At 46.0% G+C, this 14,398-nt stretch carries 14 protein-coding genes; all 14 read right to left on the bottom strand.

The window, feature by feature from the left end:
* Nucleotides 1-80: 80 nt before the first annotated feature.
* Nucleotides 81-863: a glycosyltransferase family 2 protein gene (locus ACYVE4_RS30510; RefSeq protein WP_461044207.1), complete on the bottom strand. Its 783-nt coding sequence runs from the start codon at nt 861-863 to the stop codon at nt 81-83.
* Between the two features lie 3 nt (nt 864-866).
* Entirely contained in the window at nt 867-2,186 is a 1,320-nt protein-coding gene (locus ACYVE4_RS30505; RefSeq protein WP_461044206.1) for a glycosyltransferase family 4 protein, read from the bottom strand.
* Complete coding sequence (locus tag ACYVE4_RS30500; protein WP_461044205.1) at nt 2,183-3,139, bottom strand: hypothetical protein; 957 nt, start codon at nt 3,137-3,139, stop codon at nt 2,183-2,185. Before ACYVE4_RS30500 ends, ACYVE4_RS30505 begins: the two co-directional genes overlap by 4 nt.
* Before the next feature lie 35 nt (nt 3,140-3,174).
* On the bottom strand, nt 3,175-3,981 hold the full coding sequence (locus tag ACYVE4_RS30495) for an FkbM family methyltransferase (protein ID WP_461044204.1): 807 nt from the start codon (nt 3,979-3,981) through the stop codon (nt 3,175-3,177).
* A gap of 121 nt (nt 3,982-4,102) precedes the next feature.
* Complete coding sequence (locus ACYVE4_RS30490) at nt 4,103-4,948, bottom strand: class I SAM-dependent methyltransferase (RefSeq protein WP_461044203.1); 846 nt, start codon at nt 4,946-4,948, stop codon at nt 4,103-4,105.
* A 57-nt stretch (nt 4,949-5,005) separates the two neighbouring features.
* Nucleotides 5,006-6,499 (bottom strand): lipopolysaccharide biosynthesis protein, encoded by a 1,494-nt coding sequence (locus tag ACYVE4_RS30485; RefSeq protein ID WP_461044202.1) that lies wholly within the window; start codon nt 6,497-6,499, stop codon nt 5,006-5,008.
* 77 nt (nt 6,500-6,576) lie between these two features.
* The gene (gene pseI / locus ACYVE4_RS30480) at nt 6,577-7,644 is read right to left on the bottom strand and encodes a pseudaminic acid synthase (RefSeq protein ID WP_461044201.1); all 1,068 of its coding nucleotides are present in this window, start codon (nt 7,642-7,644) and stop codon (nt 6,577-6,579) included.
* 29 nt (nt 7,645-7,673) lie between these two features.
* Entirely contained in the window at nt 7,674-8,174 is a 501-nt protein-coding gene (locus ACYVE4_RS30475; RefSeq protein ID WP_461044200.1) for a GNAT family N-acetyltransferase, read from the bottom strand.
* The gene (gene pseG, locus ACYVE4_RS30470; RefSeq protein WP_461044199.1) at nt 8,171-9,208 is read right to left on the bottom strand and encodes a UDP-2,4-diacetamido-2,4,6-trideoxy-beta-L-altropyranose hydrolase; all 1,038 of its coding nucleotides are present in this window, start codon (nt 9,206-9,208) and stop codon (nt 8,171-8,173) included. Before pseG ends, ACYVE4_RS30475 begins: the two co-directional genes overlap by 4 nt.
* 55 nt (nt 9,209-9,263) lie before the next feature.
* The gene (pseF, locus tag ACYVE4_RS30465) at nt 9,264-9,956 is read right to left on the bottom strand and encodes a pseudaminic acid cytidylyltransferase (protein WP_461044198.1); all 693 of its coding nucleotides are present in this window, start codon (nt 9,954-9,956) and stop codon (nt 9,264-9,266) included.
* Nucleotides 9,953-11,128 (bottom strand): UDP-4-amino-4,6-dideoxy-N-acetyl-beta-L-altrosamine transaminase, encoded by a 1,176-nt coding sequence (gene pseC, locus ACYVE4_RS30460; protein ID WP_461044197.1) that lies wholly within the window; start codon nt 11,126-11,128, stop codon nt 9,953-9,955. Before pseC ends, pseF begins: the two co-directional genes overlap by 4 nt.
* A 29-nt stretch (nt 11,129-11,157) precedes the next feature.
* A complete protein-coding gene (gene pseB, locus ACYVE4_RS30455; RefSeq protein WP_461044196.1) occupies nt 11,158-12,189 on the bottom strand; it encodes a UDP-N-acetylglucosamine 4,6-dehydratase (inverting) in 1,032 nt (343 codons plus the stop codon).
* Nucleotides 12,190-12,427: 238 nt separating this feature from the next.
* Complete coding sequence (locus tag ACYVE4_RS30450; RefSeq protein WP_461044195.1) at nt 12,428-13,333, bottom strand: hypothetical protein; 906 nt, start codon at nt 13,331-13,333, stop codon at nt 12,428-12,430.
* A 78-nt stretch (nt 13,334-13,411) separates the two neighbouring features.
* Nucleotides 13,412-14,362, bottom strand: coding sequence for a GNAT family N-acetyltransferase (locus ACYVE4_RS30445; protein WP_461044194.1), 951 nt, complete (start codon nt 14,360-14,362; stop codon nt 13,412-13,414).
* Between the last annotated feature and the right edge of the window lie 36 nt (nt 14,363-14,398).

The raw sequence follows: 14,398 nt of genomic DNA, 5'->3' as shown, positions 1-14,398 counted from the left end.
ATTATCCCTTTGTTTCAATTAAATTTCACAAAATAGTATAATTGGCACTTTCCTGTTTGTAAGATTTCCGGGGGTATGGTTTACGAATGCTTATTTCCCTCAATCAAAACCTTCGGCGAATTCTGGTTTTGAAATCGACGGGCTCTGGCCAAAATTCGAACATGATTATATAGTGTTGTTAGCAAACCAAAGTGGTTGACTAATACCTTAAATCGGTCAAGTAAGGATTGACGATGTTTTTGAACGGATAAACCACCTACAAGGTATTTACACAGAACAAACGGCAGCAATTCGATTTTCCGGGCATTCTTCAGGCAACGAATTTCCCAATCCAGATCAGCGCTCAAGTTATAAATCGGATAATCTGGCGCAATACTCCGTTTAGCGACAAATGCCTGATGGCATACCTTCATGCCGAGAGCCATATCGCGCCAGGTCAATTGACGAGGTAACGTATGCGGAGTCACCTGGCTTCGTAATCCGATCGGAGTTCCATCGTCCTGAACGAACAGCGCATCGCTATAATACACATCCGCATGGGTTGTTTTTATTCGATTCAGGAGATTCGCGAGTGTAGTTGAATCATAGAGTTCATCCCCCGCATTCATAAACCAGACATAGTCACCTTTGGCTCGATGTAAGCCTTTGTTCATGGCATCGTACAATCCTTTATCAGGCTCCGAAATCCAGTCAGTAATAGCCTTTTCGTACTGCTTAATAATCGCCAGTGTTCCATCTTTTGAGCCTCCATCGATCACAATATATTCAAAATCAGTCGCTTGCTGAGCCAAAACACTCCGAATCGTGCGTTCTAAAAACCGCTCAGCGTTGTATGTTATCGTAATGATGGATACAGTGGGCATGTTTTACTCAATTACTCGTTCGCTCATTAGTTTTTGGTACAGTTCAATATGTTGTCTGGCAACGACTTCTTCGGAGAAACGATTTTCGGCGGATTGGCGTGCGTTCTTTCGCAGGGTTTCGGGATTCTCGTGCGTTAGGATGAAGGCGATTCCATCAGCCAATTGTTGCGCTGAACCGATATCAGCCAGATAGCCGTTTTCCTCGTGATCAATCATTTCGGGGATGCCGCCTGTCCGGAATCCAACGACTGGCGTTCCGCAGGCTAAGGCTTCGATGACTGTGTTCGGTAAGTTATCTTCTAATGAAGGTACAATCATTGCATCCGCAGCATTGTAAGCGGCTACAATATCATCTTCAGAAGTTAAAAGGCCGAGGTGTCTTATGGGATAAGGTAATTCATTGAATAAATAAGACCTTCCTTTGCCAAACACCAGAATTTCGGGCCTCAGATCAGGAAATTGCTGATGTAGAAGTTGTAAGGCTTCTGCGAAATACTTGAAACCTTTTCGAGAATCAGTCACGTTAGCGCTACCGAATAGCAAACGAAGTGGTCCACTAGTTAATCGATCCGAGTCGGGAAGGCTAAGGCGCGTATTAGCTTCCGCTTGTTCAATTGGTCTGAAAATACGTTGATCGATGGCGTATGGAATCACGCTAAAAGGAAACTCACGCAAAAGTGTACTTCGCTGAGCCTCGGTTGCCAACCATTGGCTAGGAGGAGTAAAATGCACCTTAGCGGTACCAAAAACTCGCTTTTTATGTTCAAATACCCGATTGGATAAATCGTACTCAGCCGGTTTTTTCAGATACGGGCATTGATGGCAATAGCTTAAAAAATGATCGCAGCCGCGCGAATAATGGCATCCACCTGTAAACGCCCATTGGTCATGTAACGTCCAGACGATTGGCTTCCCTAAGTTGAACAGTGATTGTAAACCATCGATGGATAAAAACCCAAAATTGATCCAGTGCAAATGCAGTATATCAGCCTGCTGAATCGCCGGATGAAAGTTGAGATTTGCACCAAATCTGGCAGGTGAAAATTGAAAACGTACGGAATTGTCGCGTTCGTGAGGGAGAAAGTAAAGTCGTTCGGCAACGAACCGCCCAAACGCCGTTTGCTCAGCTAGAAAATTATTGGCTAAGTACGAGACGCCAGGATCGGGTTTATGTTTTTCCAGCCGATTTGCCGTACCAACCAGCATCGTACTTTCGACGGGAACGCCCGACCAGATTTGTTTTTGCAAAGCCCGATGAAGTCGGTTTGCGGCTACGGCCGCACCGCCAAACAGATGGTAGGTACTTAGATGCGTAACTCTCAACGCCCCAGAAATTTATCGAATTTTTTAACGACTTCAGGCCAGAAACCAATACCAAAAACTCGTCCCCAGATTCGCCGACGAGAATAGGATTCCATCTCGGAGAAGATTGGGTCAGTAAACCGGCTTTTCGCTTTTTGCGTCAAAATCAGCGCAAAGCCATGTTGCTTGAGCGTCGTAGCAAATACCCAGCCTAAAAGCAGGTTCCGTTGGGTAAGCGTAGCGTCATCGGCGAACCGATTCAGGTAGGTCATTTCGCCCCAAACAGCACTGTTTTTCAGCGAAAACAAGACAAACTTTTTCACGAGCGAGTTACTCGAAAAACTATCCAGTAGGGCAGGGGTAATCCGGGGCGAACCTTTCGGAATGAGTTCAGCGAGCCAATGGCTACCCGTTTCTTCCATAAACTGCAACACTTTATATAGCTTGTCTTCGCCATCATAGATCGAAGCGATTCCCGGTTCAAATTCAGCTGTCAAAACGTGCCGGGCGCGGTCGTCGCCGAGATTACGAAACAACCGAAGATCAGTCCCCTGTGAGTCGGTTTTAAACCAGTCAACTTGCCCAATATTCAGACTATCGAGTGTTGATCGAAGACTACGCGTTTTGAGCTGAACAACTTTGGTCGGTTCAAATTTTGGCGCAAACGCATATTCCTGAATCAGATCAGGCCGTGGCTTGAGCAGACTGGAACAGTGGGGCGATTCGGTCAGGTAGAAGTCAGCCGTTTCCGTATCTGTCTCTGTAACAATATGATTGAAGGTGTAAAGCTTTCGAAAATGACTCGACTCGCTCTCGACATAGCCAAAATCGCGATCGTCGGCATCGAAGGCAATGCACACTGCGTATTTGGCAAATGCTTTCCAGCGTGTATGTAATTGCCCTGATGCGCCAATATCCACCAAAATAGGCGGTTCAGTTTGAAACTCAGGGCGAGAAAGAATTTTATCGATCATAAAAAGAGTCGTCAGCCGATAGTCGTGACTATTGACTATTTCCTATACGCAAAGATATTCAATTGTAAATCCATGCTGTCGTTGCCTTTGTAGCGGTGATTAACTAAGGGTGCATGGCGGTACTGACTGGTGTTAATGTAATATCGAAAGCCGCTGTCTTCCAGGATTTTTATTACGTCGGCCAAGGTTTGTGAATGACCAAGGTAGGCATGAAATTCAACGAACAGATTTTGCACATGTGCCAATGCATCGTGACAATCAGTAAGCACACTCGTTTCAGCACCTTCGATATCCATTTTGAGCATATCGATTCGGGTTTCCTGCAATAACTTATCCCGCAAGCGAAGAGAAGGGACTAGCTTCCGGTCTGTTTTTGAGAAAATCGACGCTGAATCGGCTTGGTCACTCCCGAACCAAATTCCTTCCTCACTGGTCCAGACCGCTTTTGTAATCACCTCAACGTTAGAAATGCGATTCTGACGTAGGTTTTCCTGTAAGATGGCACTGATTTGCTCGTCGGCTTCAAAAGCAACAATTTTAGCGCTCGGATACTGCTGGTGAAAGTAGAGCACACTAGTGCCAACGTTTGTTCCACAATCGAAAATGACGGGCGCAGTATTAGTGGTAGTGAATTTGTAAAATTCATCCACAAAAATTTCCCGGTATTGCCAAACGAACGACAGGGCATCAGGCACTCGAAATCGGTACGATCCAAACGTAATATCGGTCGGCTGACTACGCGGCAGATCGCCGTACCGAAGCGCCAGCCACAGCAATCGCCGACCTTCTACCGAACGTAACAGTCGAGCCGTTTCTGTAAATAAAAATCGAAAAAACCACATTGTTGTAGGTGATAATTCGGATAGTGATTGGCCTCAGTGATAGAAACAATTATTAAGTTCTTTGTAAGAAACTTTTTGTCCGGCGGACCGGTCAGCAGAACAAAAAACTTCAAGTGGACCACTACGTGTAAGAAAATCCAATGCCAGCCCCCGGATACCAGTGATCTTTCGAGACTTCAGGGTAGAAAATATATTTACGGCCTGCGTCAAGCGAGAGCTTAGCTATGGCGCTGGTTAAGTGCGCATTGTCGCTCAGAATTACACCTTTCGGACTCAGCTTTGGTAAAACGACCTGGTATTCATCGTGTTCGTATCGATCCGAATGATCGCTGTCGTTGATGAACAGATCAATTGGCTGTTTGAAGGCGCGCAAACTTTCAAGCGAATCGCCATACAGTACTTCGCCAACTTCTTTATAAGGTCCATCCAGCAGATACCCAGCCCGAACGGCAATGTCAGTACCATAATAACGACCCGGATGCCCTTCAGCTCGATTGCGAAGAAGTGCCGAGCATAGCAAAACCGCACCTAATCCTTTGTCAACACCGGTTTCTATGACGACGGCTGGCTTCATAATACGAACCATTGCATACCAACCCAATCGGCGGCCAAACTCAACCCGCTCATCGGCAATGCGCCGATACTGTGAATTTCTCGTTTTGGTCAACACATGCTGGCGCAGAACCTCATCGGATTGCACTTCTTCGATGAGCGCCTGTACGGTTTGTGGGGTAACATCGGCTACAACCGCTATGGTATGAATCAGATTCAGCATGCTTATTTCGGTGAGTTCGTACGTATAATTCGTATCCTCACGCGATGTGAATCCCCAGCGAAGAATCTGGCCATAGCGGTAGTTATACAAACTCGCTGCCCGTTTAACCCGTGGGAAGAAATTGACAACCCGCGATTTACGGATATTGAAAAGCGTATCTCGACCAAAAATCTTTATAAGGGTCTGTTTCATAGCTGGTAAGTAATCATTATGCTGTGAATTAATGCAGGGAGTTAATTTCCCAACGCATTAGAAGAATGTCCGAACCCGTCGACGAGCACCGTCAAAAAGATCATTCATATCCGGTGACAGTCGTAGACCATAAATTACGCCCAAAAATACAACGGTTATCGCTGTAGATCGGATAGCAATGTCGATTCCGGCAGGCCAAAGTCCTGTATGATAAGGAGCTAACGTTGCCAGCCACCATACACCGCCTATAAGCGCAAGAATGGCTATGTTATGCCAGGTAAACGGCTGTAAGTTAAATTTATACCAGACAAACAGCGTCCGGGCACCATTATATAGTAAAGTGGAAATAGCCGCGCCAATTGCTGCTCCTTCCATCCCATAAAGCGGAATCAGGTATTTATTCAGGCCGATTGTAATGAAAATCAATACCACAAAAAACACAGAATCGTAGGCATAATAACGCGAAGTTGTCAGAATCAAGCCATTCGTACCGGTCGACATATCGATTAATTTCCCCAATCCGAGCCATAAAATAACCGTCGTACCGGATTCGTAGCCTTTGGGAAGAAACTGGAATACGTTTGGAATATTTGCGGCTATTCCGACAAAGACTAATCCGCCGATAATCAATTGATTAAGGCAGCTTTTTCGGTATATGGTTTCAATGTTTTGTAGATCGTTCGTTTTCCAGGAGTCGGCAATAACGGTACCTGCTACTTTATATAATGCCGTTGCTGGAAGCATAATGACGGAAGCAAAATAGGAAGCAATATTGTAAACGCCAGTATCCTCCAACCCTCGGTCGTTATTGAGCATCACCCGGTCGATTGTCCAGATGATTTGGGAAGATAAGCCGGTTGCTAGTGTCAGCAGCGCATAGCGGGCTAAGTTCCGACGAAGCTCTTTCGTGACGGACAGGAAACGCGGACGAAGCCACAGACCATGTTTTCGCCAAACTTCAAACATCATCAGTACCATCGGTAACGCGTATGACAGCAGCCAGACGACCATGAATGTCTGAAAATCGACCAGTTTAAGTCCGTAAACAATAACGGCGGCCAGGACGCCCAATCGCTGCACGACGTTTAGTAGAAATGTTCCTAAAACGGTCGCATACAGAAGCTTAGCGTAGATGTCGAAAATGTAGAAATAAACGATGAAGAAGGTGAGTGGCAGGAGCCAATAATAATAATCGACGAACAGCGCTGATTTCGCGCTGTTTTGCTCTACTACCCACGGACGCAGCCAGAACAATAGGTTGGCGGCTAATATCAGACCAATAGCCGAGAGACTACAGGCTAGTAGCAGGTAGCCATTATGCTGACGTTTGGTGTCTCGGAAATAAGGAAAATATCGTCCACCTGCCCCATTAATACCCAGATTGGCAAACTGAGCCAGCACCAGTGCCAGACTCGACAATAGCCCAAGCAGCCCAACTTGATCCTTCGTAAGCAGGTGAGGAACGAGCAGGCTCTGGGTTACAAACCCAATCGCTACGCCGATGTAAGAAACAAGTGAACCAGCTATAGCCTGGCGCTTAATAATACCCATTTTAACAATGATTGAATGATTGAGTGGTTGAATGATTGAATAGCTGACGCACAGTTTTCATTCAATCATTCAACAATTCAGTCATTCGAAATTAAATGCCACCCCAGCGCAGTACCGGCTGGAATGTTGGTTGAAGCGGTTTTGCCGATGATGGTGTCGTAGTAACGGGTGTGCAATCCGTTGGCTGGGCGGATACTACGAACATTGTGGGAAGTAAATTCGTCACCTTCGTTCATGTCGCGCACCACATAAAGCGACCGCTTAAATTGCAGACTTTTTTCTTCTTTCGGCGTTAGCGTATAACTCACCTGGCCCATCGCTAACTGCGCTCGCTCAGTTTCGATAACTAGCTTCTTCAATTCATCCGGTTCCAGCGAAAAGGCTGAATCAACACCGCCATCAGCCCGGCGAAGCGTAACGTGTTTTTCTAATACAACGGCTCCTAATGCTACGGCAGCCACAGCGGCCCCAATGCCCATCGTATGATCTGAAAGACCGACAGGTACGTCAAATAACTGACGCATGTGCGGGATTGTGAGCAGATTCGTTGTTTCGGGCGTTGCGGGATACGTACTGGTACATTTTAGTAGGATAAGGTCTTTACAGCCATTCGCCCGGAGTACTTTTACCGATTCGTAGAGGTCGGCTACGGAAGCGACGCCCGTACTCATAATGACGGGTTTGCCCGTTTGCGCTACTTTTTTTAGCAGAATATGATCAGTGTTTTCAAACGACGCAATCTTATACAAAGGCACATCGAGCGATTCCAGAAAATCGACGGCAGTTGTATCGAATGGTGAACTAAAGGCAATCATGCCCCGCTTTTGAGCATGTTCAAAAATCGGCTGGTGCCATTCCCAGGGCGTATACGCTTCAGCGTAGAGTTTGTATAGATTCTTGTCGGCCCAGAGCGACTTGGTATCCCGAATGTAAAACTCTTCGGATGCTCCATTGAACGTAATGGTATCGGGCGTATACGTTTGGAGTTTGAGCGCGTGAGCACCCGCATCCGCTACGGCATCCACAATTTCCAGAGCACGTTCCAGCGATTGGTTGTGATTGCCCGACATCTCAGCAATAACAAACGGACGATGCGTCGGACTAATGGTATAATGGGCAACCTGAATCGGTTGATCTTGTCTCATAATCAGTAAACCTTTTAGCGCACTTATACCTAAAAGGTTTTAAGGTAAAGCAAAGCAGAACCCCCAAATTTACCGCTTTCACCCGACAATCTGAAACCTGCCCGTTGGAAGGCGTTGATGGAAGCCTGATTCTCAGGTTTGATGTACGCATGAATGGCTACGGCCTCCCAGCGTTTCTGGCAAATAGCGCATCCCTGCTGAATGAGTTGTGAAGCCAGCCCTTTCCCGCGCTGTTTAGCATCAACCGAAACGCTGATAATAATTTCGTCTGGCATATCGGCAACGGGCATTCGTTCGAAGCGTACTTGTCCAACAGGCTGATTAGCTTCGTCTGAAAAAACGAGCAGCAGCGCATTCGGATCAGTTAACTTACGCGTAAACCAAGCCGTATGCGTTTCCAACGAAATAGGCGCTGAATTGAACGATTGCTGTCGGGTAGCCGGATCATTCGTCCAGTCGAAATAAAGTCGAGTATCAGAAAGTTGAGCGGTTCGGTAGGTAAGCATAGGCGTAGCGCAAACGTCATTCACAAGTAAGCACTTAATTTTTGAAAAAGTGCACGAAGCCGCTCCGGAGAGCGACCATCGAAAAAGCGACGCTGGTTTCTGAGTGAATTAGCAACGATTTCTGGCGACGACTGAGCTACCTGAATGGCTGATTTTACCATATTATCTAAAGTCAGAATGGGTGTTAGGCGCGTCAGCATAGTCGGAAAATTGACCAAAATGGCCAGTTTGTCTTCCGATAAGAATTTCGCTAATCGCGTCTGATTATCGGCGGTAACGACGGCAATCAACGGGCGATTGATAGCACAAACTTCATAGCTGATTGTACTGCAAGCCGTAATCGCCAGGCTACATTGTTGGAGTAAAGCAACCATCTGACTAGCATTCAGACTATCCATAATAATCAGATTCGGAAGCTGATCCTGGAAGGCTTCGATTGTCTTTCGATGAGCCTGTAAAGGACCCAAAACAAGATGTACCGATAAGGTAGCGTCGACTTTTCGAATTGCTTCCAGAACGGCCAAGGACAGGTTATTCGGATCGGTGCCGCCTAGACTGACGAAAATAGGTCCATTGGACGGTGTTTGGCCGAAGCCTTCAGGCTTTAGAAATTCCGGCCGTAGTAGTGCGTAATGTGGGCCTAGATAAAACTGTGTATACAGCTCTGCATCGTAATCTGATTTTTCAACTCCACCTGCATGATTGATGACTACATCCGCAACCTGATGACCTGTAACTAAATCGTCAATAAATACCAGCTTTTTAGCACGGGTGCGGACGGATTGCTGAAATGATTCGTCAAACGAATAACCATCCAACACGACAATGTCATCCGACTCGATTTGCTCTAAAAATGCGCTTTGAGAATCAGTATTTGGAAGTGGAATAACGGTCAATTCTACATTTTCAAGCACTGTACGAACAGCTAGTGGCGGCTCAATAATGGCAAAATAGAGCTCGAAATCACTCTTTAGCATCTGGGCCAGCGCCAGGCAGCGCATCACGTGACCCAGACCAATTTGTGCAGTTCCGTCAGCCCGAAAAACAAGTCGACTCATAAGTAGTGATGAAGGATGAATGATGGATGATGAGTGCGAATTGGGGATTTATCACTTATCGTTCATCACTCATCACTTTATATTTAAGTTCGGCAACTTGCCAATCAATCTCATTATCAATGTCGTGGGCGTCCATTTCAGAAATAACAATAGCTCCCGAATTGTCAGTGATTAACCGACGTTTCTGCTGGAAGTTTGCCACCCGAAAGAAATAAAACTGACCGGCATCGTGGTACGCCGGTTCCAAATCCTGCGAGCGTGTCAATGCGTGTTCAGGCTGGAACCACTCTACACTGGAGTCCCGTAATCGGATTGCCCGCTGAATTGGAAAACTAAACGGTTGAGCTGGATACACAGTATCGAATGACTTTTGATTCAGCGTCGAAAAGGCGCGTTTAAGCAAATCAGGTTTGATAAATGGCGCAGTGGGGTAGAGGCAGCATGCATACTCAAAAAAACGTCCCTGTTGTCCGTACTGATCCAGTACTTCTTGCAAAACATCGGCAGTTATGGCATAATCGTCGGACGTTTGGGGCTGTCGTAGAAAGGGTACTAAAGCGCCATATTGCCTGGAAATAGCGGCAATTTCTTCGTCATCCGTAGAGACCATTACCTCGTCGAATAAGCCAGATGCCAGCGCAGCCTTAATCACGTAAGCAATAATTGGTTTCCCCAGAAAAGGGCGGATGTTCTTACGAGGAATCCGTTTACTGCCACCTCTTGCCGTGATGATGGCGACAGCACTCATAAGGCGAAAAACTCGTTAATCGAATTTATTACGTATTCCTGTTCGGCATCTGTCAACGTTGGAAACATCGGCAGGCTCAGGCAGCGGGCGTAGTAATGTTCAGCGTGAGGAAAATCGCCGGGTTTCCAACCAAACTGCTGATAATAAGGCATTAGATGAACCGGAATGTAATGCACCTGCGCCATGATATTTTTCGTCCGCAGGAAATCGTATAACCCTTTTCGATCATCAACCTGAATGACGTATAGATGGTATGCATGAAGCTCGCTGGCTGCTGGAATTATCGTTGTAATAACGGTTCCGGCAAAGGCATCGTCATAACGTCGGGCAATTTCCTGGCGTCGGGCAAACATACTATCGACACGCAGTAACTGGCTCGTTCCCAGCGCGGCCTGCATATCGGTTAGCCGGTAGTTATAGCCTAACTCCTGCAATTGCATATACCAGCCACCACGTTCAGGTTCACCCAGATAAGGATCTGTAAATTCGGCTGGCTTGTTCGTAATTCCGTGGGTTCTAAGCCGAAGCAAGTGTTTGTAAAGAGCTTCGTCGTTCGTAGTAATCATGCCACCTTCGCCAGCTGCGATATGCTTTACCGGATGAAAACTGAAAATGGCTAATTCCGCCAGTGATCCGTCACCACAGCGGTGTTCAATTTCCTGACTATCTGTAAACGAACCGCCCGGCGCATGACAGGCATCTTCCAGAATCCACAAATCGTACTCATCAGCCAATTTCCGAAAACTGCTTAGGTCAACCGGGTAACCGGCGAAATCGACTGGAATGATTCCAGAAAAATAGCCCTTTGGATGCTGTTCCAGCAACGCCCGAACAGCGTTACTATCCAGTAATGCCGTACCCGGATCGACATCTGCGAAATGGACTTCTCCACCGCAATAGCGAACACAATTAGCCGATGCCGAAAAGGTAATGGGCGTCGTAATAACGCGAGTACCTTCGGTAACGCCGAGTGCCATACAGGCCAGATGAAGCGCGGCTGTTCCGTTGGCCACGGCTATGGCGTATTGACAACCAATATAGGCAGCAAAGGCTTTCTCGAATTCAGCGATATGTGGCCCCTGAGTCAGGAATGGTCCGCGTAATACCTCGGCTACAGCAGCAATATCTTCGTCGGTAATATGCTGACGACCGTATGGAATGGGTTGATTCATACTTAATTCATGCAGATAGGCTGACCATTTTACACCGAAAAAGTAGGATCGACGTGTTCCCGGATTTGCTCGCGTAGTTGATCGACGTTGAGCCAGTCGGTGTTGGTGCCGGAATTGTATTTGAAACCCATTTCAACCAGTTTTCCGTCGAAGGCTTTCATGTAATCGTCGATGTTCCAGGTTGGTGTAGAGGGCGTAATGACATAATACTTAGCCGTTTCGACGGTGTTGAGCGAATCGGTTTCGGTAATCATTTCCTCGTGCAGCTTTTCACCGGGACGGATGCCGACCAGCTTCTGTTCGCAGTTGGGGCCGATGGCAGTGGCTACGTCGGTGATTCGATACGAAGGAATCTTCGGTACAAAAATTTCACCACCCCAGGCGTGTTCCAGCGCATGAAAAACCATCTCAACCCCTTCTTCGAGCGAGATATTGAAACGAGTCATATCGGGGTGCGTAATCGGCAAAACGCCTTCTTTTCGTTTATCCAAAAAGAACGGAACAACTGATCCCCGCGAGCCAATCACGTTTCCGTAGCGAACTACTGAAAATCGTAAATCGCGCTTACCTTTCATGTTGTTGGCCGCTACAAACAACTTATCCGAGCAGAGTTTCGTAGCTCCGTAGAGGTTAATGGGTGCCGCTGCTTTATCTGTCGAAAGGGCCACAACGCGCTGTACGCCATTGTCTAAAGCGGCATTGATTACATTTTCGGCACCGAATACATTGGTTTTAATGCATTCCATTGGGTTATATTCAGCGGCCGGCACCTGTTTCAGTGCAGCTGCATGAATAATAATATCGATACCTTCGCAGGCTCGCTTAAGTCGCTCGCTATCACGTACATCGCCAATAAAAAACCGGATGGATTTGTACTTCGACTGTGGGTAATGTTGCGACATCTCGAACTGTTTCAGCTCGTCGCGCGAGTAAATGACTACTCGTTTAATATCGGGGTAGCGTTGGTAAACCATTTCGACAAACTTTTTGCCGAAAGAACCCGTACCACCTGTAATCAAAAGAGATTTATTTGTTAAATCAAGGCCAGAATTAGTAATCATCTGAACTGTAAAAAGTTATGCAAAATGAAAATGAAGCTGCTGAAAGGCTTCTAAACGAAAAAGAGTAATGATGCCCCAAAGGTACACGGAAACCATTAGGTTATTGACCCTGAATAAGTAACGAAGAAAGAAGAAAAATAAGTTTATACCCTGTCTTTGCTCTTCAACTTATGAGTTGGCACTGGAATAGATAGAAAATAAACCGAAAAGAAAACTTTTAACTAAATAGCAAAAGGGATTATGTACGGTCGACTGACTCTGTCAAAGTGGCTCGATCAAAGGCGTCGATGTAGCTTTTGGCGCTGGCATTCAGAATTTTAACTCCCTGGTAGTCAGCGTAATCGCGCAGGACTTCGTAACCTCGAAATACTTTGTGAAAGGATAAAAATTGCGATGCCATCGAAAATGTGCGTTGACGCTGTACATCGGAATATACTGGCTGGTGGGTTACGTCTTTCGGCTTATCGTAGAAGTGTATTTGCTTGATAAGTAATTGATTCTGATCATTCAGGCGAATTTGTTCATGCCAGGATGTATCGGCACCAAACAAATAGATCTGGTTAAATTTTCGGTTAATCATCAATGCTAATGCTGTGATAATGACTGTTTGTGCTTGAGGCATGCCAAACCCACAGGCATACAATCGATAAACCAACCAGCGGAATCCACGTACAACTGTGTAATTAAAGTATATGATATGGATCTGGGGATTCCCACGATCAATTTGATTAATCACATACGAACCTTTAGCGAAATGCGGCACGTACAAAGTCATTGGCCAATCTACCTTTTCTATGAAAACGGATAAGGTTTGTCGAATGTCGTCCCGATCGGTGGTTTGTTCAGTGAAAACGAAGTAGTTTGGATCGGAGATGACGTAGTTTTGTGGGCGCAAACGAGTAAAAATATCGGCGTGGGCGAAGTTATTGACACAGACAATTTCGGTTTGTCGAATGAAATCAAATTGAGTAGCCAACGATTCATTCAGGGAAGGTCCATTTCCCAATACCGAACAAATCGGCAACTGTCGGGCGGGCAATCGAGTTGTATGGCGTCCACGAATCATTACTTTTAGTAGTGAAACCAATGAGGCCATCAACTCAGTCAGAAATCGGGTAACCGAATTAAATCCAGCTTCAATCATGCTGTTGGCTCCTTAAACCGAGCTCTTTTTCAGGCAAAATAACGAAGAAAATAGCAGACAGACTGCCTCTCGACTGAGCTATAGAACCTTTTCGAAAACTTGCTTTGGCGATTCCTGTGCACCTAAGTTCCGCTTGAAACGCATCAAATTTGGCTTTTGCCGACGATTCGCATCGAGCGAAACACCCAAATCGAGCAATCGAATGGATTGGTTTTGGCAATAGCTAAAAATTCCATCGGTTAACATTACCATTGGGCTATAGGAATTATAATCTGGACAAGAAGCGGGTAGAAAGCTATACAAAATATCCTCACGTACTCGAACCGTAATGGTCAGTGCGATAAGTTTATCCCCATCTTGGAGCGTGAAAACGATAAATTGAGCGGGAAAATCATGGAATAGGTTTACCAATCGTTCGGGAGAAATCGTAAGTTGATACCCTTTCACTTGTCGATTCTTCTGTAGAAATGTGATGATAGGCCCGACCTCAGGTGATTCCCATTGTTTAAATTGGAATCCAACTTCCTGGCATTTACGAAGTCGCCGACGTTCGGCGGGTGCAATTACATCCGTAAACTGTTGATTGGTAATCGACAAAAAGGAATTTGGATTGGCCTCGGTTAACCCAAAACCGTGTTGTTTTAACTGATTTTCTAATCGCTGGACCTGTTCGGGCGCATAACAATATGGGTAATTGACAATGCGTAACCGACGCACATTGGCCATACGAGTCGTTTCGACGAGCGTATGGATAAGACTACTCAGAATGGATTCTGGCAATTTCTGCGCAAACTCAATCGAGCCAAAAGGAGCTGCCAGTGGGCTCATCGCCTGATCGGACTGAACGAAAAAAGCGCATCGGGCTTCGGTTTGTTGCGTATCCTGATTGAGGGCCGTTAAGAGATAAAATTGACCGTTGTTCTGTTGTCGAAGATGCTCGGCTTCGTTAAATAAAAAGCCATCCTGACAGAATTTCGGCGTTTCGTGCGGGTGGGGATTTTGCTGTAATTGAATTGTATAGGGGTACATGGAAACGAAAAACGGTCGAAGAAGAAAATTTTTTCC

The organism is Spirosoma harenae (genome assembly GCF_054776975.1).
Note: the sequence above shows the minus strand (reverse complement) of the source record. Positions and strands in the feature narration are given on the sequence as shown.

Coding starts and splice junctions, on each gene's coding strand:
- ACYVE4_RS30510 (WP_461044207.1), bottom strand. CDS start 863: ATGCCCACTGTATCCATCATTACGATAACATACAACGCTGAGCGGTTT.
- ACYVE4_RS30500 (WP_461044205.1), bottom strand. CDS start 3,139: ATGATCGATAAAATTCTTTCTCGCCCTGAGTTTCAAACTGAACCGCCT.
- ACYVE4_RS30495 (WP_461044204.1), bottom strand. CDS start 3,981: ATGTGGTTTTTTCGATTTTTATTTACAGAAACGGCTCGACTGTTACGT.
- ACYVE4_RS30490 (WP_461044203.1), bottom strand. CDS start 4,948: ATGAAACAGACCCTTATAAAGATTTTTGGTCGAGATACGCTTTTCAAT.
- ACYVE4_RS30485 (WP_461044202.1), bottom strand. CDS start 6,499: ATGGGTATTATTAAGCGCCAGGCTATAGCTGGTTCACTTGTTTCTTAC.
- pseI (WP_461044201.1), bottom strand. CDS start 7,644: ATGAGACAAGATCAACCGATTCAGGTTGCCCATTATACCATTAGTCCG.
- pseG (WP_461044199.1), bottom strand. CDS start 9,208: ATGAGTCGACTTGTTTTTCGGGCTGACGGAACTGCACAAATTGGTCTG.
- pseF (WP_461044198.1), bottom strand. CDS start 9,956: ATGAGTGCTGTCGCCATCATCACGGCAAGAGGTGGCAGTAAACGGATT.
- pseC (WP_461044197.1), bottom strand. CDS start 11,128: ATGAATCAACCCATTCCATACGGTCGTCAGCATATTACCGACGAAGAT.
- pseB (WP_461044196.1), bottom strand. CDS start 12,189: ATGATTACTAATTCTGGCCTTGATTTAACAAATAAATCTCTTTTGATT.
- ACYVE4_RS30450 (WP_461044195.1), bottom strand. CDS start 13,333: ATGATTGAAGCTGGATTTAATTCGGTTACCCGATTTCTGACTGAGTTG.
- ACYVE4_RS30445 (WP_461044194.1), bottom strand. CDS start 14,362: ATGTACCCCTATACAATTCAATTACAGCAAAATCCCCACCCGCACGAA.